The organism is Arthrobacter humicola (genome assembly GCF_022803015.1).
Lineage (GTDB): Bacteria > Actinomycetota > Actinomycetes > Actinomycetales > Micrococcaceae > Arthrobacter > Arthrobacter humicola_A.
This window is the reverse complement of the sequence record NZ_JAFKON010000010.1, coordinates 39,049-59,275: the sequence shown is the minus strand read 5'-3', so window position 1 is coordinate 59,275 and position 20,227 is coordinate 39,049. Positions and strand designations below refer to the sequence as shown.

Here is a 20,227-nt window from a genome sequence, read left to right as displayed (position 1 = left end):
CCTCTCTATTTGCTGAAGCCGGCCGTGAGGCCGCTGAGCAGCTGACGCCGGGCGATCACGTAGACCACCAGCAGCGGCAGGGTGGCGAGCACGACGGCGGCCAGCACCGCCGGGATGTTGACGCTGAACTCGCCTTGGAACGTCCACAGTGACAGCGGCAGCACGCGCGTTTCGGGGCTTTGGGTCAGGATCAGCGGGAACAGGAAGCCGTTCCAGACTCCGAGCGCGTTGTAGATTCCTACGGTCACCACAGCGGGCCGGGTCATGGGCAGCGCCAGGCGCCACATCATTGCCCAGTCGGAGCAGCCATCCAGCCGCATTGATTCGAAGAGTTCATTGGGTACGTCCCGCATGAAGTTGGACAGGATCAGCACGGAGATCGGGATGGCGAAGGCAATGGAAGGCAGGATCAGGGCCAGCAGGGTGTCGTACAGATGGGCGCGGGTGATCATCCAGTAGATGGGGATGATCGTGGCGTGCAGCGGGATGGCCAGGCCCAGCAGGAACAGGTTGTTGGTCCAGCTGAGGAACCTGCTCCTGCCGCGGACAATCGCGTAGGCGGCCATGAAGGAAACCAGGAGGGCCGGCACCACGCTGCCCACCGTGACGATGAGGCTGTTGGCAAAGTACCGGGCGAAATCGTTCTCCACCACCAGTTTGTAGTTGTCCAGGGTGGGCTCAGACGGCGGCATCATCGGGTTGGACGTGAAGAACCCGGCCTGGTTTTTCAGGCTCGTCACCACCACGTAGTAGACGGGGACGATGATGATGGCCAGCCAGAGCCAGCCGCCGAGGCCGCCAAGGAAGTTCGGGCGGGTCCGTCCCGGTCCCTTGGTCCGCGGGCGGGGCCTGACGGCGGGGCGGGCGGGGGCCGAGGGCGGGACGGGGAGCTGGGTGATGGAAGCCATCAGGCACCTTCCAATTGGCTTGCGTTGCGGTTCTTGCCGCCCAGCCGCTGCAGCAGCAGGGCGAGGGCCAGGCCGATCGCGACGAGGATGACGCCGAGGGCACTGGCGGCTCCCATGTCATTGGCTTTGAACCCGGTGAGGTACATGTGCAGCGGGAGCAGTCGCGTGGCGTAGCCGGGACCGCCGCCGGTGAGGACGAAGACGAGGTCAAAGTACGCCAGGGAGCCGACCACCATGAGCGTGGAGGAGGTGATGATGGTGTATTTCAGCTGGGGCAGCGTGATGTTGAAGAACTGCTGGACCCGTCCGGCACCGTCGATCTGCGCGGCCTCATACAGCGAGGCGGGGATCTGGCGCACGCCGCCTTGGTAGATCAGCGTGTGGAACGGGACGAACTGCCAGGCGATGACGAAGACGACGACGAACAGCACCAGGTCCGAATTGCCGAGCCATTCCTGGGCCAGGATCGGCAGGCCGAGCCCGGCGCCCAGGCCGAAGTTGGGGTCCAGCAGAGCCTTGAACGCGATGGCGACGGCGGCCGAGGACAACAGCAGCGGCACGAAGTACAGCACGGCCAACGCGGCGCGGTACTTCTGGCCCGCGGCGGTGAAGACGCCCAGGAGCAGGCTGATGGGCGCCTGGATGATGAACGAGAAGAACATGATCTTCGCCGTCACCAGCAGTGCGTTGCCGGTGACGGGATCAGTCAGGACCGTTGTCCAGCTCGACAACCCGTCCAGTTTGATCTCGCCCAGGCCGTCCCAGCTGGTGAAACTCAGGAACAAGACACCAATCAGCGGAATGATGGCGAAGAGCAGGAAGAAGGCAAGGGCTGGCGCGGCCAGCCACCCCGACGGGCCCGGTTGAAGGGCCCGCCGGGAGGAACCGGATGTGGTGGACACTGGATTACTTTCCGATCGTCGCGTTCATCGTGGCGACGAACTGCTCAGGGGTGATCTTCTTCAGGAAGATCTGGTCCAGGTTGGCCAGCATGGGTCACCCTGCGCCGGGGTCAGAGCCTGGTCCCAGGAGAGCGTGAAGCTCGGGGCGTTCTTGGCCATGCCATAGACGTAGGTCAGGAAGTCCTTGTCCGGGGACGCGGCGAGCTTGCTTTCGATGCCCTTGACCACGGGCACGGCGCCGGAGTCGATGAGGGCCTGGATGTTGCTGTCCGAGAACATGCCGGACTTCACGTAGTCGAGGGCGGCCTTCTTCTGGCCGTCGGTGGCCTTGGAGGAGAGGGACCAGAAGTTGGAGGGGTTGCCCACCACGTTGGTGGCATCTCCCTTGCCGCCGGAGACCGTGGGGAACGTGGTGTAACCGAGCTTGCCGCTCTTGACGAAGTCGGCGGCGTCCTTCTTCATGCCTTGGTAGATCCAGCCGCCCTGCAGGATCATGGCCGCCTTGCCGGTGTACAGCAGTGCCTGGTCGGCGTTGCTGTCCGCTGCGATGGACGAGAAGCCGTTGGCGAAGCCGCCGGCGTCTACGAGCTGCTGGATCTTGGTCAGTGCCTCGGTGACCGCGGGGTCGGACCAGGCGTCCGGCTTGTTGGCTGCGATGTTGGCGAAGACCTCCGGGCCGCCGATGCGTTCCACGAGGTACTCAAGCCACATCAGGTCCGGCCACCGGGACTGGCCGCCGAGCGAGAACGGGGCAATGCCGGCGTCCTTGAACTTTGGCACCAGCGCCATCAGCTCATCCCAGGTCTTGGGGGCCTGGGCGCCCACCTTGTCGAAAACGTCCTTGTTGAAGTAGAGCACCACCGGCTGCACATTGTTGTTGGGCAAGGCGTAGGTCTTGCCGTCGATGACGCCGTTCTTGAGTACCGCCGGGAGGTAGCGGTCCTTGACCTCAGGGTTGTCCGCCAGGAACCCGGAGAGGTCGTCCACCTGTCCGGCATCCACGTAGGACTTCAACACGCCGCCGCCCCAGCCGTAGATAAAGGTGGGGCCCTGGCCGGCACCGACGGCGGTGCGCACCTTGGTCTTATAGGCGTCGTTCGCGAAGAAATCCAGCTTGATGGACGAGTCCGGGTGGGCGGAGTTCCAGTCTGTGACGGACTGCTGCAGGACAGGCTGATTGCCGCCCGTCAGCCCCCACATCGTGGCCGAATCAGCGCTGGCGGCAGTTCCTGCCGGTCCGCTGGAGCCGCAGGCGGCCAGGCTGATCGAAACTGCGGCGGCCGAAAGGGCCATCGCGGCACTGCGAAACGTACGATTTTTCATCTGGGATTCCATTCGTCCTCCGGGGTCTGCGCTGATGGCCCGGTTATGGGAGTGGCAGCTCTGCCCTCCTAAGGAAGGCTGCGCTGCCGCTGCTGATGGGGTAAAGCTAAGTTTCGAAAAGTTTCGTAAAAGTTTGTAACTTCTGAAACTAAAGTAGTGGTGACAACAGTCACAGTCAAGGGCGAATTTGGAAACCTTGGCTCATCTGAGCCAAATAAGCTTGACGCACCGGACAAACAAGACGAGACTTCTTGCTATCGAAATATTTCGAAAGTACAGGAGTCATCGTGTCAATAGTCCAGGGTTCCGGCAGGCCAACACTGGCGGCGGTCGCCCGGGAGGCCGGCGTTTCCTCACCCACGGTCTCCAAGGTCATCAACGGGCGGGAGGACGTTGCCGAGAGCACGCGCACCAAAGTCCTGGCGGCCCTTGAACAGCTGGGCTACCAGTCCACGCACCAGCGCAAACATGCCGAGGGCCGGACCGGGATCGTTGAAGTCGTTTTCGACTCGCTGTACTCCGCGTATTCCGTCGAGGTCCTGAACGGAGTGCTGGAGCAGGCCGCGTCCATTGACGTCCAGGTCCTGGTCGATGTGACCGGGCACCCGGCGGCCATGACGCTCAGTCCGGAACGGCGGGCCCAGCGCATCCTGGATGAAGGCCGGCTCGGTTTGATTGTGGTGACGTCCGGCTTCAGTACGGCCCAGTTGAGCGCCTTCCGCCGGCGGCACATCCCGGTGGTGGTGATCGATCCGCTCAACCCGCCGCCGTCGGAGGTTGTCAGTGTGGGGGCCACGAACTGGGCGGGCGGCAAGGAAGCCACGGAGCACCTGCTCGGCCTCGGCCACCGGCGGATCGCTTACATTGGCGGACCGGAATCGGCCGAATGCAACCAGGCCCGCCTCCATGGCTATATGGCGGCACTCATGGCCGGCGGAGTCCAGATCAGGCCCGACTACGTCATGCTGGACAAATTCCGCCCCGAACACGGAATCCGCTCGCTCAAGGCGCTCATGGCCCTCCCCGAGCCCCCCACCGCCATCTTCGCGGGGAGTGACAGCATTGGCCTCGGCGTCCTGGCCGAAGCCCGGCGGCACGGGCTGCGGATCCCCGAAGACCTGAGCGTGGTGGGCTTCGACGGCACGTACCAAGCGGAGCAGTCCATCCCCGCCCTGACTACCGTGACGCAGCCGCTGCAGGAGATGGGCCGCGCCGCACTGCGCGCCGTCCTCCGGCTGGCCAACAACGAGGAGCTCGACTCGCGGCGGGTCGAACTCGCCACCCACCTGGTGGTCCGGGAGTCGACGGCCGCTCCCGCCGCCGGGGACCCGGAACCGGAGATTCCGCGGCACTAGTCGCCGTTGGCACGGCGGAAACCGGGCGGATCCTGGTGGCCGGAGGCCAGCAGCACTGTTACGGCCAGCAGCGGCTCAGTTGCCGGGGTCAACGCGACTGCTCGCCCGCAGGTAGTTTTGCCTGATGGCTGGGTGGAAGTCCGGGGCGGGTGCGGCGTCCACCGCGACCGGCCAGGCCGGCCGGTTGCCGCTGGACGCCCAGGCTGCCTGGACGGCAGCACCCCTGGCCACGTACTCCCCCGGGCTCGGGACCACGACCGGCAGGTCGAAGACCTGGGCCGCGATGGCCTGCACCGCGGGGTTCTGCACGGCGCCGCCGATCAGCAGCAGCCGTGTTGCGGGGCTCCCTTGGGCGCGGAGGGCATCCAGGCCGCCGGACAGCCCGCAGAGCATGCCTTCGATGGCGGCCCGGGCCAGATTGCTCCTGGTGCTGGAGGCAATGCTGAGCCCGTGGAAGCTGGCTTTGGCGTGGGGCAGGTTGGGCGTGCGCTCACCTTCGAAATACGGCACCAGCACCACGCCGCCGGCGCCGGGTTCGGCGCCCAGGGCAAGTCGCGCAAGTTCGTCGAAGTCCACGCCCAGGATGCCTGCCACGGAGCCGAGCACGCGCGCGGCATTCAGCGTGACGGCGATGGGCAGGTATTCTCCGCTGGCGTCCGCGAAGCCCGCCACCGTTCCGCTGGGATCGGCGACGGCACGGGACGCCACCGAGAACACCGTGCCGCTGGTGCCAACGGACACCACCACGTCACCGGGTTCGGCCCCCAGACCGAGGGCGGCGGCCGCGTTGTCCCCGGCGCCGGCGCCGAGGAGAATGCGGTGACCGGGTCCTGCCGGGCTTGATCCGGACTGGCCGGGCAACTGAGTCGCGGAACCGAAGCAGCCGGGGTGGACCGCCCCGGCGGCGTCCCCGGGGCCAAGCACCCGCGGCAGAACCACGGTGCCTGGATCCCGGTGCCCGGCACCCCCGCTGGCCTGCCTGGCGTCCCGGCCGAAGGCCAGTTTGAACAGCTCCAGATCGTATTCGCCGGCCGAAGGGCTCCAGTATCCGGTGCCGCTGGCCTCGGAGCGGTCGGTGGTGAGCTGGTCCAGATCCGGGCCCAGCGGGCTGGCTGCTGCCGGACCGTAACCGCGGAGCCGCCAGGTCAGCCAGTCGTGGGGCAGCGCAACAGCCGCCACCCGGTCCGCCAGGTCCGGTTCGTGGTCCCGGACCCAGCGGATCTTGGTGATGGTGAAGGAGGCCACCGGGACCAGCCCGGTCCTGCGGGCAAAGTCCTCCGCCCCCACTTCATCGGTGAGTGCGGCCGCCGCCGACGCCGATCGGGTGTCGTTCCACAGCAGCGCCGGGCGCACTACGTTGCCGGCGTGGTCCAGCAGCACCATGCCGTGCTGCTGGCCCCCCACCGAGAGCGCGCTGACGTCCGCCAGCCCGCCGGCGTCGTCGAACGCCGCTGACAAGGCCCGCCACCAGTGGTCCGGGTGGACTTCCGTTCCGTCCGGGTGGGCGGCCCGGCCCTGGCGGACCAGCGTGCCGGTGCCGGCGTCGAGGACCACCACTTTGCAGCTTTGGGTGGAGGAGTCGACGCCGGCAACAAGGTTCATAGGAGCAGCCGTCACGGTCTTAGCGGGCGCCGAGCAGGTGCTCGATGAAGAGCTGCTGCAGCTTCACGAAGCCGAAGCCCTTGCCGCCGAAGTAGGCGTCGGCGTCGAAGTCCTCGTAGGAGGCGCGGTCGGCGCGGAGCTGTTCGTAGCCTTCGCCCGGGTTGAGGGTGGGTTCGTTGATTTCCGCCACGCGGGAGGCCTGCAGCGCGGCCTGGACCTCGGGGTCGGCGCGGAAGGCCTTGGCGCGTTCCTTGAGCAGCAGGTAGGTCTGCATGTTGGCGGCCGCGGAGTCCCATACGCCGTCGATGTCCTCGGTGCGGCTGGGCTTGTAGTCGAAGTGGCGCGGGCCGTCGTAGGCCGGTCCGCCGTCGGGGCCGCCGTTTTCGAGCAGGTCCACGAGGGAAAACGCGTTCTGCAGGTCGCCGTGGCCGAACACCAGGTCCTGGTCGAACTTGATGCTGCGCTGGCCGTTGAGGTCGATGTGGAAGAGCTTGCCCTGATAGAGCGCCTGGGCGATGCCGTGGGTGAAGTTCAGTCCGGCCATCTGCTCGTGCCCGGTCTCGGGGTTGATGCCCACCAGCTCGGGGCGCTCGAGGGTTTCGATGAACGCCAGGGCGTGGCCCAGAGTGGGCAGGAGGATGTCGCCGCGGGGTTCGTTGGGCTTGGGCTCGATGGCGAACCGGATGTTGTAACCCTTGTCCGTGACGTAGTCGCCCAGCAGGTTCACGGCTTCGCGGTAGCGTTCCAGGGCGCCGCGGATGTCCTTTGCGGCGTCGTATTCGCTGCCTTCCCGGCCGCCCCACATGACGAAGGTTTCCGCACCCAGCTCGGCGGCGAGGTCAACGTTGTCCAGGACCTTGCGCAAGGCGAAGCGCCGGACGCCGCGGTCGTTGCTGGTGAAGCCGCCGTCCTTGAAGACGGGGTGGCTGAAGAGGTTGGTGGTGACCATCGGGACGATCATCCCGGTGGCCTTCAGCGCGCCGGTCAGCCGGTCGATTTCGCGCTGGCGGTCAGCCGCGGAGCAGCCGAAGGGAAAGAGGTCGTTGTCGTGGAAGGTGATGCCGTAGGCGCCGAGGTCGCTGAGCCTGTTGACGGCTTCCACCGTGTCCAGCGGCGGGCGGGTGGCGGAGCCGAACTGGTCCTGGGCCTCCCAGCCCACCGTCCAGAGGCCGAAGGAAAACTTGTCGTCACGGGTGGGCTGAATCGCCATTGAATGCTCCGAGGGTAGGGGGTGGTCGTCGATGGGTCAGGTTCAGAATGAATTGTTCTAGAGACAAACATATTATGGATTTTCGTGATGTCAACCACTCACTCCAGACCCAATCCGGTAATGTGGTGCCCGCTGTAGCGGAATCTTCGCGCGACTGTTATGTTGTGACAAACAGCAAAATCGGCCGTGTCCGCGGCATCACTATGGCTGTGACGTGGGCAAAGAGCCCCGAGCGAAGGATGCAACCGTGATCGATCAGATGGTGACCGAACGCAACTGGGCGGGGAACTACGGCTACCAGGCACCGCAGATAGCCCATCCGGCCAGCGTGGCCGAGCTGCAGGACATGGTTACGGGTGCCGCGAAGATCCGTGCGCTGGGGTCCCGCCATTCGTTCAACGACATTGCGGACACCGCCGGCACCTTGGTGGTGCTGGACAGGCTCGACGCGGGCATCAGCGTCGATGCGCAGAACATGACCGTCACCGTCAGCGGTGGCACGCGCTACGGGACGCTCGCCGCAGAGCTCCAGCGCCGGGGCTTCGCCCTGCACAACCTCGCCTCGCTGCCGCACATCTCGGTGGCGGGCGCCGTTGCTACCGCCACCCACGGCTCCGGCGACCGCAACGGCAACCTCGCCACCGCCGTGGCGGCGCTGGAGCTAATCACCGCCGACGGCGCCGTGGTCACCGCGCGCGGCGGCGACCCGGACTTTGCCGGCATGGTGGTGGGACTGGGCGCATTGGGCATCGTCAGCCGCCTGACCCTGGACATTGAACCCAGCTTCGAGATTGTCCAGAGCGTCTTTGAGGGCCTGGACTGGGAACAGGTCCTGGAAAGCTTCGACGACGTGACGTCCGCGGCCTACAGCGTGAGCCTGTTCACCGACTGGAGCGGGACGAAGGTGGGCCAGGCATGGCTCAAGAACCGCACGGACCAGGCGGTGCTGTCCGCCGGATTCCCGGAATTCTTCTCCGGCACCCCGGCCACGCAGGCCCGGCACCCGTTGCCCGGCGTGTCCGGGAGCAACTGCACCGAGCAACTCGGCGTTCCCGGGCCGTGGTCCGACCGGCTCGCGCACTTCCGGATGGAATTCACCCCCAGCAAGGGTGAGGAGCTGCAGAGTGAATACCTGATCCCCCGCGAGCACGCCGTGGAGGCCATCCGCACCATACGGGGCCTGTCAAAAATCGTCACTCCCCTGCTCCTGGTCGGGGAAGTCCGCACGATCGCAGCCGATGACCTGTGGCTCAGCCCCAACTACGGCCGCGACGGAATCGGCCTCCACTTCACCTGGCGCCGGGACGAGCCCGCGGTCACCGCGATCCTGCCCCGCCTCGAAGCGGAACTGGCCCCGTTCGGCGCCAGGCCGCACTGGGGCAAACTTTTCCACGGCGGCGCCGCCGCCCTCGCCCCGCTGTATCCGCGCTTTGCCGAGTTCACAGCCCTGGCCGGCAGGCTGGATCCGGCCGGAAAATTCCGCAACGCGTTCCTGGACCGCACGGTATTCGGCCGCTGATATTGTCACGATGATGCCTCCACGTACCCAAGCTTCCGCGCCGACGGGCGAGCCCGATCCGTCGCGCCGCAACAATTTGTCGTTGCTGACCTCCCTCGTCCATCACCACGGGGTCCTCAGCCGCGCCCAACTGACCCGCCAAACGGGGCTGAACCGCTCCACCGTCGGAACGTTGATCGGCCACCTCACCTCCCTGGGCCTGGTCTACGAATCGGCGCCCTCCGGCGAGGGGCAGGTAGGCAGGCCGAGTCCCGAGGTCCACCCCAGCCCGTCGATTGCGGCGCTGGCCGTCAACCCGGAGGTCGACGCCGTCACCATCGGCCTGGTCAGCCTCGGCGGGAAAGTGCAAAAGAAGATCCGTTTCGAAACGGAACGGATTCCGAGCGCCCGGGAGGCGGTGAATATCGCAGCGGCCGTGATCGCCGGGATGCGGTCCGAGCTGGATGCGTCCTACCGGATCACCGGCGTTGGCATGGCCGTGCCGGGCCTGGTCAACCGCGACGACGGCGTCGTGCGGCACGCTCCGCACCTGGGCTGGCGCAATGAACCGGTCGCCCGCATGCTGAGCGAGGCCGCCGGCTATCCGTGCCAGGCCGCGAACGACGCCTCCCTCGGAGCCGAAGCCGAGCTGATTTTCGGCGCTGGTGCCGGCACCAGCGCCGGGCAGGGGAACCTGATCTATCTCAACGGTGGCGCCAGCGGCATCGGCGGCGGGATCATCGCCGACGGACAGTTGCTCAGGGGTGCCTCCGGCTACGCGGGGGAACTCGGCCACACCTTTGTCCGTTCCGGCGGCAGCGCCTGCCACTGCGGTGCCACGGGCTGCCTGGAAACCGAAGTCTCCCAGTCCCGCCTCATGGAACTGGCCGGGTTGAGCAGCGGCGATACCGCCGACCTCGAAGAGGCGCTCGGGAACAGCCGCAGCGCCGCGGTGGACGATGAAGTCGGCCGCCAGCTCACGTATCTGGGTATAGCCCTGCGCAACGCCGTGAACATCTTCAACCCCGATGCGATTGTCCTGGACGGTTTCCTGGGAACGCTGCACGCGCTCGCCCCGGCGTCGTTGGACGCAATCCTGCGGTCGCAGGCCATGGACGGTCCCGCGGGCCAGGCGAAGATCTACCGCGCAGCACTCGGGTCAGATCTGATGATGATCGGCGCCGCGGAACTGGCCTTCACCCCATTCCTGGCCGATCCCGCAGGCCTCGGCCCAACCCCCGGCACCATCCCCGCACCCGCGTCACGGACAGGCTGACCGTGCCAAGGCAGGGAACTTCGCCGATGGGTGAGCACTACGAACTGCAGGGAATGTTGGACGGCCGCAGCCAAAAAGCCGTCGTCACGGAAATCGCCGCCAGCCTGCGCGCGCTGGAAATCGACGGCGTCGCCCTCCTGCAGGACTACCCCGCCCAGTCCGCTCCGCCCTCGTGCGCCGGCTGGGTCCTGGTGCCGTGGCCCAATCGGGTGGCCGATGGCCAGTGGACCTACGACGGTGTCCCGCAGCAGCTGGAAATTACAGAACCCGGCAACGGCAACGCCCTGCACGGGCTGCTGTCCGGCGCCTCGTACCGGGTAGCACGCCGGACGGCGGCCAGCATTACGCTGGCCGCCGATATCACCTCAGCACCGGGCTACCCCTTTCAACTCGCGACCTCGGTCGGCTACCAGCTCACGGCAGATGGACTTCTTGTCACCCACAGCCTGACCAATACCGGCTCCAAGGCCGCCCCGGTCGCCGTGGGGGCCCACCCTTTCCTCCGGGTGGGTGCTGTGCCCACGGAAGACCTCAAGCTCGTCATCAATGCCGGCGCCCACCTCGAAGTCAACGACCGACTTAATCCGACCGGTGCCACCACGGCTGTCCACGGAACTAAGCACGACTTCCGGGCAGGGCAGCTAATTCGCGAGGTCGCCCTCGACGACGCCTGGAGCGGCGTTCTCCGGGAACCGGACGGCAGCTCACTGCACTATCTGGAAGCCCCGGACGGCCGCCAGGTGCAACTGTTCATGGATGCGTCCTTCGGCTACGTCCAGGCCTTCACCACCCGTGTCTTCCCCAGCGAGAGCGGCCCGGTAACGGCGGTGGCGCTGGAGCCCATGACGGCCCCGGCGGACGCCTTCAACAGTGGCGAAGGCCTGCGCTGGCTGGCCCCCGGCGAGACCTGGCACCTCAGCTGGGGCATCCGCTACCGGCTGCCCTGAGCCAAGTAGCCGACGGCCGCCGGTCTTGAAGGGCGCGAATTCGCCGGATGCCTCCGAAGTCGCCGGACTTTTCCGGCGAACTGGCAGGCTTCCGGCGAATTCGGCCGGGCGGGGACAGGGTCCGCCAGCCGAGTCACCTGTCGCCGGGTGGAGCGTCCTTCCCGAACCAGGCACTGACCAGCAGCCACACGGACCACACGAGGATGAGGACAATGCCCGCCAGCGTGGGAATGGTGTTCGCCGGGGAGAAGCCTTCGGCCCCGATGATCCAGCCCTGCGCGAGGTAGGCGAGCCCGGACAGCGCCATGAGATAGCCGATCGGCCGGGAGACGCGGCGCGCCCCGACAACCACGGCACCGGTCAGGATCAGGGCCACGCCCAGCACGAAGCTCTGGTAACTGCGCATGCCCCACTCCAGCCAACGGATACCCTCGGCCGTCGCTAACCGCGCAGCTTTCTCCGGCTCCGGGGCCGCAACCCAGGCGTCCACGGCGTGCTTGAGGGCAACGCCGTCGACGGCTTGGAGCGCGGCGTAAAGTGCCAGCGCGGCGACCACGGCGACAGCGCCGAAGCGGGCCGTCCAGGCCATGGCCCCATTCGGTGCTTTCAGGACCACCAGCAGGACCAGCAGCCCGGAGATGAGAAGCGCCATGCCGGCGAACTGGCCGAGGTGGACCGCCGTCCAAATACCGCTGCGGGCGTACTCCGCGAACGTCGTCGGGTGGTCGTTTGCGCTGGCCGTATCGGCATGGAGCAACCCGGCGACCACGGACAGGGTGAAGCCGGCAAACGCCAGGGTGGCGGCGAGGCGAAGCGGTGCACGGGCTGATGACGGGCGCCCAGACCCGGCCGAAGCCGCCGGCCGCGGATCATGATCTGTGCCGTATTTCTTCATGGCATCGTCCGTTTCGTGCCGACGCGCGGGTGCGCGAAGTGCTCCCCTAAGCGCAGGCTACGCCGATTGCGTCCGCGGAGCCACGGACCTTTGACCGGCATCTCGCGGCCGCACGTGCGACCCGGCGGGACCGCCCGTTAGTCTGGACCCCGCCACACCCATTAGGACTGCGCTCCTCCATGGCCCAACCGCGCAGCGAAGCGCGCGACCGCGTCTTCCGGAGTTGGCGCGGGACCGAAGAGCTCTGCCTGGCGGCTCGTCTTGGCCACGTAGCGGCCGGTATCGAACCAGGCCGCCATGGCTCCCATGTCTTTCATGAGCGGGGCTGACTTTCCCGCAACCTTGCCCACAGCGCGGAGCAGACCGGCGGGAATGGACACGACCCTGATTTTCTTATTCGCCAGCCGCGACACCAGCCCAGCGCCCTCCTGCATGCTGATCGGCCGGCTCCAGCCCAGATCGATGCGTTCCCCGGCGGCGATGTCCGCGTCAACGGCTTCCGCGAGATAAGTCGCGACGTCGCTGACCAGAACGAATGTCAGGGGCACGCTTTTAGAGCCAAGCCAGACGATCCGGCCCTTCTCGAACGGGTCACCGCCCATCTGGGCGATCTGATCGAAAAATGCACCGGGACGCAGGGCAACGAACGGGACGCCGAGTTCTTCGAGTTTGTCCTCGGCGAGCTTCTTGTGCCAGAAATGCGGCACATTCGGTGTCTGGTCGCTCGTGAGGATGCTGGTGAGCACGAAGCGCGGCACCCCGGCTTTGCTGGCGGCGATGGCGAGATTGGCGTTGCCCCGCGTGTCGATCTCGTGGGCGTTCTTGTTCTTCCCGGTGTACCCGGCCGCCGTCGTGATCACAGCGGCGGCGCCGGTCATCGCGGCGATGAGCGAATCGAGGTCGAGCATGTCGCCGCGGGCTATCTCGACGCCCTTGGCCTCGAGTTTGCCCGCGTCCGAGCTCGGGCGGACAAGCGCCCGCACCTTCTTGCCCCGGTCAAAAAGCCGGTCGACGACCTGCCCACCGAGCGATCCCGTTGCACCGACAACCAGAACGGGTTCCTGTTCAGACATTGTTATCTCCTAGATGTTTTCTCTGCGGCAGCTGCGAAGGGCGGGCACCCGGGTAACCCGGGTAATAAGCCGAAGGAGTTCGACGGCGCCCGTAGCCTGTGGGCGTTTAGTTCGGCGGCGCCTGGCCCGCCCCGCTCCACAGCCGCCGCCACCAGGGCCGCTTCGGCTCCGGCTCCGGAGGGGCGACGGCGGCCGCGGCAGCCCGGCGGCCCCGCCAGCGGTCCAGTTCGACGTCGACGTCCCGCGTCTTGGTGATCACGGGCGGCCCGCCCTGTAGCTGCCGCCGGGCGTCGATGACCCGGGCATTGAAGTCCTCCACGATCTCGCGGACCTGCTTTTCGCTGAACTGGGCATCGAGCCGCGCGTCGAGCTCGGCGTCCTCGGTGCGGAGCAGGATGGCCTTCGGGCCCAGGCCGGAGATGTTCTCCCGCTGGATCAGGCCCTTGACCCACCAGTCGGGGTCGTACGCCTCGCCCAGCCCGGGAATGGGTTTGCCGGCGTACTTGAGGTTGTCGAACTTGCCCTGCGCCATGGCATCCCGGATCAGGTACTCGGCCTTGGCGGCGTCGTCGATCTTGGCGCGCTTTTGCCGGAGTTCCTCCTCGGCGGTGTTGAGCTCGTCGTTCTCCTGCGCGGTGCTGCCCGAGGCCCGCACGGCCCGGAGTTCCGCGGCACGCTCCACCCGGCGCCGGAAAGCGCTGTTGGAACCACTGACCCCGCTGCTCATCAGTCACCACCGTCCTCGCCTGTCGGAATCGCGGATCTGCCTTCCAGTATGAGGAACAGCCGGGCGGCGGCAAAAGGTCCGCGCGGCAGCAAACCGCGGCCATTGCAACCCGCCCCCTCGCCGAGACGGGATCCTTACACACCCGTAACCCGGTGTTAACCCACCCGTGCGAAGCTGGGGACTTCGGATAAAACTAAGCGTCCTTCCCATCTTTTCTGCACAGCAGATCCCGAGGAGTTGCAGCCGTGAACAGCCAAAACCAGAGCGCGTCCGGAAGCCCCCTACAAACCAGCAGCGAGGAAGCGCCCGAGGACCAGAGCAGCACGCACGTCACGCATGTCCGCGAAGACGTGGCCATGGCGGGCCGGTGCGCCAACGTCCACCTGCCCACCGGGCGCACGTGCACGTTGCCCAAGCGCCACCCCGGCTCGTGCAATTTCGTCGGACCCGAGGACGCGGAGCACGTTGCAAAGCAATAGATCAAAGCAGTAGGACGAAGCGGACTCCCTACGCAGTTTTGCGCAAGGATTCCGGCGGATCCGGTCCCGGGTGCCACGCCGCGGCTACGCTGATCGGACATTGAGCACCGGATCTAGCTGAGGGAGATCACGTGCCTCGTGAGAATCTGCGTGAAGATCTGCGGCAGCGCGCCGAGAATGCATCGGCTCAAGGGCTGTCCGACGGAACCACATCCGCTGCGCCGCGGCCCGTACCACCGGACGCCACAGCCCTGACCCGGGCCGGCATTGCCGGCTGGGCCGCCCGGCTCGGCCCTCCCGGAGCGGAAGCACCCCGGTCCCGGAGGCTGGCCCATGTCGGCGGTATCGCGGCCATCGCCGCCCTAGTCCTCTACCTGACGTGGCGTGTCCTGTTCACGATGCCGTCGGGTGAATGGAACCTGGCCATCGCCTGGATCCTGGTCACCTTCGAGGCCCTGCCGCTGGCCGGACTCATCCTGAAGGCGTGGTCAGTGTGGAACATCGACAGCCATCCGCCGCGCCCGTGACGGAGGCCCCGAACGGCATGCGGGTGGCGGTGCTGATCCCCACGTACAACGAGCCCATCGAGGTTCTGACGCCCACGGTTGCGGCGGCCTGCGAACTGGCCCCGGCGCATGAGACGTGGGTTCTCGACGACGGCGACCGGCCTTGGGTCGAAGAAATGTGCGTCGCCTACGGCGCCCGGTATGTCCGCCGGGCCGTCCACGACCACGCCAAGGCCGGCAACATGAACCACGCATTGTCCCTGATGGCCTCGGAGAAGGCCGCCGGCGGCCCGGGCATCGACATCATCGCGGTCCTGGACTGCGACCACGTCCCGCTGCCCACGTTCCTCACCGCCACCCTGGGCTGGTTCGAAGACCCCGGGATCGCCCTGATCCAGGGTCCGCAGTCCTTCTACAACGGCGGCGCGTTCGACGACGACGGCATCACGGGTGAGCAGGGCACCTTCTTCAACGTCCTCATGGCGTCCCGCAACGTACCCGGCGCCGGACCCTTCTGGTGCGGGTCGACGTCGTTGTTGCGCCTGAGCGCCCTGGAGGACGTGGGCGGCGTGGCGACCGAGACCATCACCGAGGACATGCACACCACGCTCAAACTCATCCGGCGCGGCTGGCGGACCGTCTACCACCACCAGACGCTCGCCGTCGGGCTCGCGCCGGCGACGCCGGACCAGTACCTGCTGCAGCGCCGGCGCTGGGGCATGGGCGCCATGCAGATCCTCGTCCACGAGAAGCTGTGGGCGGCGAAGGGGTGGCTGTCGTGGCGGAATTACCACGAGTACCTCAACGGCACGCTGTGGTGGCTGGAGGGCATCGCCACGCTGGTGGCCTTCCTGATTCCGGTGGTGATCATGCTGTCCGGGGCGCAGACCTCCACCGCCGGGCCGCTGCTTTTCACCGGGGTCTTCCTGGTCATGTTCACCGTGCGCCTGTGGGGGTCCAAGCAGCTGATGCGCAACGAAATCCACTGGCCCACGGCCTTCGCCCTGCGGATTTTCCGCGTCCCGGTCGGCCTGGCGTGCCTCTGGTGGCTCATGTCCCGGAACATCCTGGAGTTCCAGGTGACGCCCAAGGGCGCCGCCGACCTCCGGCTCCGGGGCCGGACCCCGCGCATCCTGATCGTGATGGTTGTCCTCATCTCCGCGGTGATTCTTTACGCGGCCGCCGGGTTGGCCGGGCTGGTGCCCTGGCGCACGACGCCCGGTTCCACGGTGGCGTCCGGTGCCTGGCTGGTGCTCGCCGGCGCGGTCCTGGTGCTCGGGACGCGCAGGATCCGGGCCGCCGAATTCGCCACATCCCGCCGCAACGCCTACCGGATGGAGGTGTCCGCGCCGGTGGAGGCCGAGGGCACCAGCGGAGAGCTGCTGGACATTTCGGTCGGAGGCGCCGCAGTCCGCTTCCCGCACGGCACGCTGCCGGCTTCGGGGACAGTCACGCTCCGGTTGCCGGAGGCCGCGCCGGTCCGGCTGCAGGTCATCCGCACCACCAGGCAACCCGACGGCACCGAGATCGCGTCCCTGCGGGCGGCCGACGACGACTGGGCCACCTATCGTGCGCTCTCGTTGTGGATCTTCCACACGCCCGCCGGGGCGCTGCCCGATTTCCCGCCCGGCGTCCCGGCCGCGGCGTCGCTACGGGGGCGCTGAGGGCTGGAGACCGGCGTTACCGTCCGCTCACTCCCCCTCGAGGCAGAGGATGAACCCGGGAAACACATGCCGGCCGGGGCGTCCGCCCACCTCGTCGATGGCCCGGCGGATCTGCCGGAGCTGCTCCACGGTCATCTGCAGCGGTGGTTCGTCGGGCTGGTAGGTGGTGAAGATCGGATAGTCGACGCCGGGCTGCCGCGACATTTCGATGTGGCAGCCCAGGACATGGGTGACGGTGTGGGTGGCGCAGAACCCGATCAGCCGTTCGATGGTGCTCACAAACGCTGGCCAGTCCTGGATGTAGAGCCGGCCGGGATAGACCGTGTCTCCGGTGAGCAGGAACCCGGTGTGGGGATCGTAGAACGTCACGGCCGCGTTGTGGTGCCCCGGGCTGGGCCAGCATGCCAGGACGCGCCCGCCGAGGTCCACCTGCGCGGGCTGACCGGCGCCACCGGCGTCCGGGGCACCCGCGTCCGGGTCGCCGTCGTCAGAGTCGCCGGCGTCCGGGTCACTGGCGTCAGTGAATCCGAAGAATTCCCAGGCGTTGTCCCGGGCCGCATCCACCAGAACGGTGTCGGGACGGCCGGCGAACTGGGCATCGCCTGCGACATGATCGCCATGCGGGTGGGTATGGAGGACAAGGAGGCCGTAGCCGTCGCGGGGATGGGCGGCGAGCCACGCGTCCATGAGGCCGTCGACAACGCGGCGCAGCGGGAAGAAGTCCGCGGATGCGGTCGCGCCGGTATCGATCAGGACGGCCCTGGCGTTGCCGAACAGCAGGAACATGAACGGCGCCTCGTAGTTGACCGCCATGTTCTGGCGCAGGATGAACGTGTGCCCGTCGTAGGCGTGGACTTGGATGTCCGGGTCCGTGTTGTGCTTCGCCGACTCCGAGCCGTGGATCCAGGCCACCTCGAGGTCTCCGGACCGGGCGCCGCCTGCCGTGAAGTCGATCAGGTCGGGGGGCGTCTCCATGCGTTCTCCTAAGGGCGTCAGCGCCAGTGGCGGCGGGTGCGGCGGACGTCGGTTCCGCAGTGACGCACCAACACTCAATGATGACCGGTCCCCTTCCGGTCCTCAAACCCCGTCGGTTGCTCCGTAAAAGCCCTTTTGACGAGTGATTACGGCACCTACGGAGCAATCGATGAGGCCCCCGCAGCTCTGCAGACCTCACCTTGGTCCGTAGACCTAAAACGGGCCGCGTAATTTAGGAACTTTTCCATACTTTGGGCGATGCCTGCTGGATAGGCTGAGGTGTCCGGACAAAGCCGTCCGGGAAGGGTGCCAATGTCAGAAAGAAGCCCATGGCCGCAGCTACAGTGGACGACATCCTCGCGGATCTTCCGCTGGGTTTCGCCAGCCTGATGCTTCGGCCTTCCCGCACGGATGCTGTGATCGAACGCTTTCTGATCGTCGACGCCGATGACGAGACCGCCGACGGCGCGACTGCGTTCGTCCTGCTGATCGGCGTTCGCGGACGCTCCGCGTTGCCCGCAGTGCGGCGCCTCTTGAAAAGCCCGCCCCTGGTCCTGGCCGTCAAGGGCAGCCCCGACGAACTGGCGGAAGCCGAAGAGCTGCTCCGCGCCGCCGGAACCGGCCTGCTGCTGGTGGACCCGGCGGCAGACTGGGACCGCTTGCTGTCCATCGCCAAGGACCGGATCCAGCCGCCCAGCTACCAGCGCGAAGTGCTGACCCTGCTCGAAGAAGACCTCTTCGCCATCGCCCAGACCACGGCCCGCCTGACCTCCAGCCACGTGGTGATCGAGGACGCCGCCAACAAGGTCCTGGCCTACTCCACGGTCACCAACGCCATTGACGAGCTGCGCAAGGCCTCGATCCTGGCCCGGCGCGGCCCGCGCAAGTACGAACTCCTGCTCAAGGACCTCGGCGCCTACCGCGAGCTGCACCGGACGCGCCTGCCGGTCCGGGTTCCCGCCCGGCCCCAGGACGGCCTGCGGGAGCGCGTCGCCATCAGCCTGTTCGCCGGTGACCGCATCATGGGCTACATCTGGCTCCAGGAAACCGGCGGGGGCTTCGGCGACGACGTCGACTATGTGCTCACCGGCTCGGCCGCGCGGGCCTCCGCCGAACTGATCCGGTACCGCAACCAGCAATCCGTGCACATGCGCGAGGACCGGATCGTGCGCCTCCTTTCGGGTCCCGCGGAGGCTGCGGCGAGCGCGCACAGCGAGAAAATCCCAGCGGACCGCCCTGCGGCCCTGATCCTGATTGGCCTCTCCGCGTCCGAAGCCCAGGAGAACGACGCCGCACTCAAACACGGCGAGCTGGCCAACCTCGCTTCAATCCATGCAGCCGCCTACAAGCCTTCAGCCATCGTGGGACAGTTTCACGGCGACACCGCCGTGATCCTTCCCGGGCTGCAGTCCGCCAACGCCGGGGCCGGTCTGCGGAGTCTGGCCGAGGCAATCGTCAAGGACGCCAACAAGCACCTCGGCATCAGCCCCTTTGCTGCCGTCGGCCCCGCTGTTCCCGATCTGCTATCAATCCATTCCGTGACCGGAATATGCGAAGCGCTGCTGGGCTGCATGCGCCGCTCCGGCGAAGTTTCGGTTGCCACGGTGGACGATTTCGAAGCCGAGATCCTCTTCCACGACGCAGTGGAGAACTTTACGACGGCGGCCTTCCGGCACCGCAGCCTCTGGGCCCTGCTCCGCGACGACGCGGAACTGGCCGTAACCCTGCGTGCCTTCTTCGACGCGTCACTCGACGTGGCCGAGTGCGCGAAGCGGATGCAGCTGCATAAGAACACCGTCTACTACCGGATCGGCAAGGTCAGCCGGGTCACCGGCCTGGACTTCGGCAATCCCCGCCATGCACTGGTCGCGCTGCTGCATGTTCAGGAGTGGTCCGGCACACAGAAGGAGCACGTGGGCAAGAAATGATGACAACACTTGATTCGCCGCCGCTTGCCTTATTACTGGATGACATTGTCCGCGGCCACCGGCCCCGGACGGAAGCGGGGTCAGTCCCCGCAAACATTCCCCACCTGCAGTCCCCGCCGTTCGACCGTTTCGGCATCGCGGTTGCCACAACGTCCGGGGAGCTATTCAGTTCCGGCGACGCCGATCTTCCGTTCTCGATCCAGAGCATCTCCAAGGTCTTCACCCTGGCGATGGCGCTCGGCGCCGATGACTCCGGCTCGTTGTGGTCCAGGGTCCTTCGCGAGCCTTCAGGGACGTCCTTCAACTCTTTGGTCCAGCTTGAAGTCGAGCACGGGATCCCGCGGAACCCGTTCATCAACTCGGGCGCCCTGGTGGTCACCGACCATCTGATGGAAAGAACTCCCGACGCCGCCGCCCAGGTCCTGCGTTTCCTCACCGGCCAGGTGGGTCACCAGAATGGAAGACAGGGTCCGTTCATCGACGAGGCGGCCGCAAAGAGTGAACTCTCCAGCAGCAGCCGCAACCTGGCCCTCGCCCACTTCCTGAAGGAATTCGGCAACCTGCGGCGGCCCGCACAAGCCGTGGTGGAGAACTACGTCCGGCAGTGCTCAATCATGATGACCTGCGTGGAGGTGGCCAAGGCAGGTCTATTCCTCGCGCAGGATGGTCGTGGAGTACAAGGCGCGGTGATCTCCAGGAGCGAGGCTAAGCGCATCGGCTCCATCATGCTGACCTGCGGCATGTATGACGCAGCCGGCGAGTTCGCCTACCGCGTGGGACTTCCCGGGAAAAGCGGTGTAGGCGGCGGCATCCTGGCGATTGTCCCCGGCCAGTGCGCCATCTGCGTCTGGAGCCCGCGGCTGGATTCCAAAGGAAATTCCCTGGCAGGCACGGCGGCTCTCGCTGACCTGTCCGACCGGACCGGGTGGTCGATTTTCTGATCTGACGTCCGGCTGTCC

The 20,227-nt window shown here is 66.9% G+C and carries 18 protein-coding genes; 9 read left to right on the top strand and 9 right to left on the bottom strand.

Going from position 1 to position 20,227, the window contains the following annotated elements; genetic code table 11:
• Positions 1 to 5 precede the first annotated feature (5 nt).
• Genes ARTB_RS17590 through ARTB_RS17580 form a run of 3 tightly spaced genes read right to left on the bottom strand, consistent with a single transcriptional unit; the run spans position 6 to position 3,133 of the window.
• Complete coding sequence (locus tag ARTB_RS17590; RefSeq protein ID WP_028276099.1) at positions 6 to 908, bottom strand: carbohydrate ABC transporter permease; 903 nt, start codon at positions 906 to 908, stop codon at positions 6 to 8.
• Positions 908 to 1,810, bottom strand: coding sequence for a carbohydrate ABC transporter permease (locus ARTB_RS17585; RefSeq protein ID WP_243181684.1), 903 nt, complete (start codon positions 1,808 to 1,810; stop codon positions 908 to 910). The genes ARTB_RS17590 and ARTB_RS17585 overlap by 1 nt, the downstream gene beginning before the upstream one ends.
• A 60-nt stretch (positions 1,811 to 1,870) precedes the next feature.
• Positions 1,871 to 3,133, bottom strand: coding sequence for an ABC transporter substrate-binding protein (locus ARTB_RS17580; RefSeq protein ID WP_243181683.1), 1,263 nt, complete (start codon positions 3,131 to 3,133; stop codon positions 1,871 to 1,873).
• 284 nt (positions 3,134 to 3,417) lie between these two features.
• On the opposite strand from ARTB_RS17580, the gene ARTB_RS17575 reads away from it, so the two are divergent.
• Positions 3,418 to 4,488 carry a LacI family DNA-binding transcriptional regulator gene (locus ARTB_RS17575; RefSeq protein WP_439954145.1) on the top strand — a complete coding sequence of 357 codons (1,071 nt, stop codon included), beginning with the start codon at positions 3,418 to 3,420 and terminating at the stop codon, positions 4,486 to 4,488.
• Positions 4,489 to 4,563: 75 nt separating this feature from the next.
• On the opposite strand, the gene ARTB_RS17570 is transcribed toward ARTB_RS17575, so the two are convergent.
• The gene (locus ARTB_RS17570; RefSeq protein WP_243181681.1) at positions 4,564 to 6,090 is read right to left on the bottom strand and encodes a xylulokinase; all 1,527 of its coding nucleotides are present in this window, start codon (positions 6,088 to 6,090) and stop codon (positions 4,564 to 4,566) included.
• A 19-nt stretch (positions 6,091 to 6,109) separates the two neighbouring features.
• Positions 6,110 to 7,300 carry a xylose isomerase gene (xylA, locus tag ARTB_RS17565; protein ID WP_243181680.1) on the bottom strand — a complete coding sequence of 397 codons (1,191 nt, stop codon included), beginning with the start codon at positions 7,298 to 7,300 and terminating at the stop codon, positions 6,110 to 6,112.
• A gap of 259 nt (positions 7,301 to 7,559) precedes the next feature.
• Between xylA and ARTB_RS17560 the strand changes: the two genes are divergently transcribed.
• The 3 genes from ARTB_RS17560 to ARTB_RS17550 are packed head-to-tail and all read left to right on the top strand — an operon-like array spanning position 7,560 to position 11,021.
• Positions 7,560 to 8,819: an FAD-binding protein gene (locus tag ARTB_RS17560; RefSeq protein ID WP_243181732.1), complete on the top strand. Its 1,260-nt coding sequence runs from the start codon at positions 7,560 to 7,562 to the stop codon at positions 8,817 to 8,819.
• A 10-nt stretch (positions 8,820 to 8,829) separates the two neighbouring features.
• Complete coding sequence (locus tag ARTB_RS17555; protein ID WP_243181679.1) at positions 8,830 to 10,074, top strand: ROK family protein; 1,245 nt, start codon at positions 8,830 to 8,832, stop codon at positions 10,072 to 10,074.
• Positions 10,075 to 10,100: 26 nt separating this feature from the next.
• Positions 10,101 to 11,021: an aldose 1-epimerase family protein gene (locus ARTB_RS17550; RefSeq protein WP_243181678.1), complete on the top strand. Its 921-nt coding sequence runs from the start codon at positions 10,101 to 10,103 to the stop codon at positions 11,019 to 11,021.
• A gap of 133 nt (positions 11,022 to 11,154) precedes the next feature.
• Here the strand turns inward: ARTB_RS17550 and ARTB_RS17545 are convergent, their stop codons facing one another.
• The 3 genes from ARTB_RS17545 to ARTB_RS17535 form a co-directional block, all read right to left on the bottom strand.
• Entirely contained in the window at positions 11,155 to 11,916 is a 762-nt protein-coding gene (locus tag ARTB_RS17545; RefSeq protein WP_243181677.1) for a DUF4386 family protein, read from the bottom strand.
• A 161-nt stretch (positions 11,917 to 12,077) separates the two neighbouring features.
• Positions 12,078 to 12,989: an SDR family oxidoreductase gene (locus ARTB_RS17540; RefSeq protein WP_243181676.1), complete on the bottom strand. Its 912-nt coding sequence runs from the start codon at positions 12,987 to 12,989 to the stop codon at positions 12,078 to 12,080.
• A gap of 106 nt (positions 12,990 to 13,095) precedes the next feature.
• Positions 13,096 to 13,716: a J-domain-containing protein gene (locus ARTB_RS17535; protein ID WP_243181675.1), complete on the bottom strand. Its 621-nt coding sequence runs from the start codon at positions 13,714 to 13,716 to the stop codon at positions 13,096 to 13,098.
• Positions 13,717 to 13,961: 245 nt separating this feature from the next.
• Between ARTB_RS17535 and ARTB_RS17530 the strand changes: the two genes are divergently transcribed.
• From ARTB_RS17530 to ARTB_RS17520, 3 genes are all read left to right on the top strand, one after another.
• Positions 13,962 to 14,195: a hypothetical protein gene (locus ARTB_RS17530; protein ID WP_243181674.1), complete on the top strand. Its 234-nt coding sequence runs from the start codon at positions 13,962 to 13,964 to the stop codon at positions 14,193 to 14,195.
• A gap of 131 nt (positions 14,196 to 14,326) precedes the next feature.
• Positions 14,327 to 14,722, top strand: a complete 396-nt coding sequence (locus tag ARTB_RS17525; protein WP_243181673.1) for a hypothetical protein — start codon at positions 14,327 to 14,329, stop codon at positions 14,720 to 14,722.
• On the top strand, positions 14,689 to 16,365 hold the full coding sequence (locus tag ARTB_RS17520; protein ID WP_243181672.1) for a glycosyltransferase family 2 protein: 1,677 nt from the start codon (positions 14,689 to 14,691) through the stop codon (positions 16,363 to 16,365). The genes ARTB_RS17525 and ARTB_RS17520 overlap by 34 nt, the downstream gene beginning before the upstream one ends.
• 27 nt (positions 16,366 to 16,392) lie before the next feature.
• On the opposite strand, the gene ARTB_RS17515 is transcribed toward ARTB_RS17520, so the two are convergent.
• Entirely contained in the window at positions 16,393 to 17,340 is a 948-nt protein-coding gene (locus ARTB_RS17515; protein ID WP_243181671.1) for an MBL fold metallo-hydrolase, read from the bottom strand.
• Between the two features lie 329 nt (positions 17,341 to 17,669).
• Between ARTB_RS17515 and ARTB_RS17510 the strand changes: the two genes are divergently transcribed.
• Both ARTB_RS17510 and ARTB_RS17505 read left to right on the top strand, forming a co-directional pair.
• The gene (locus ARTB_RS17510) at positions 17,670 to 19,268 is read left to right on the top strand and encodes a PucR family transcriptional regulator (RefSeq protein WP_243181670.1); all 1,599 of its coding nucleotides are present in this window, start codon (positions 17,670 to 17,672) and stop codon (positions 19,266 to 19,268) included.
• Positions 19,265 to 20,209, top strand: coding sequence for a glutaminase (locus tag ARTB_RS17505; RefSeq protein ID WP_243181669.1), 945 nt, complete (start codon positions 19,265 to 19,267; stop codon positions 20,207 to 20,209). Before ARTB_RS17510 ends, ARTB_RS17505 begins: the two co-directional genes overlap by 4 nt.
• The last annotated feature ends 18 nt before the right edge of the window (positions 20,210 to 20,227 follow it).

What these genes read in the sequence shown, in the direction of transcription:
- ARTB_RS17590 (WP_028276099.1), bottom strand. Translation starts at nt 908, where the DNA reads ATGGCTTCCATCACCCAGCTCCCCGTCCCGCCCTCGGCCCCCGCCCGC.
- ARTB_RS17580 (WP_243181683.1), bottom strand. Translation starts at nt 3,133, where the DNA reads ATGAAAAATCGTACGTTTCGCAGTGCCGCGATGGCCCTTTCGGCCGCC.
- ARTB_RS17570 (WP_243181681.1), bottom strand. Translation starts at nt 6,090, where the DNA reads ATGAACCTTGTTGCCGGCGTCGACTCCTCCACCCAAAGCTGCAAAGTG.
- xylA (WP_243181680.1), bottom strand. Translation starts at nt 7,300, where the DNA reads ATGGCGATTCAGCCCACCCGTGACGACAAGTTTTCCTTCGGCCTCTGG.
- ARTB_RS17560 (WP_243181732.1), top strand. Translation starts at nt 7,560, where the DNA reads ATGGTGACCGAACGCAACTGGGCGGGGAACTACGGCTACCAGGCACCG.
- ARTB_RS17555 (WP_243181679.1), top strand. Translation starts at nt 8,830, where the DNA reads ATGATGCCTCCACGTACCCAAGCTTCCGCGCCGACGGGCGAGCCCGAT.
- ARTB_RS17550 (WP_243181678.1), top strand. Translation starts at nt 10,101, where the DNA reads ATGGGTGAGCACTACGAACTGCAGGGAATGTTGGACGGCCGCAGCCAA.
- ARTB_RS17545 (WP_243181677.1), bottom strand. Translation starts at nt 11,916, where the DNA reads ATGAAGAAATACGGCACAGATCATGATCCGCGGCCGGCGGCTTCGGCC.
- ARTB_RS17540 (WP_243181676.1), bottom strand. Translation starts at nt 12,989, where the DNA reads ATGTCTGAACAGGAACCCGTTCTGGTTGTCGGTGCAACGGGATCGCTC.
- ARTB_RS17535 (WP_243181675.1), bottom strand. Translation starts at nt 13,716, where the DNA reads ATGAGCAGCGGGGTCAGTGGTTCCAACAGCGCTTTCCGGCGCCGGGTG.
- ARTB_RS17515 (WP_243181671.1), bottom strand. Translation starts at nt 17,340, where the DNA reads ATGGAGACGCCCCCCGACCTGATCGACTTCACGGCAGGCGGCGCCCGG.
- ARTB_RS17510 (WP_243181670.1), top strand. Translation starts at nt 17,670, where the DNA reads ATGGCCGCAGCTACAGTGGACGACATCCTCGCGGATCTTCCGCTGGGT.
- ARTB_RS17505 (WP_243181669.1), top strand. Translation starts at nt 19,265, where the DNA reads ATGATGACAACACTTGATTCGCCGCCGCTTGCCTTATTACTGGATGAC.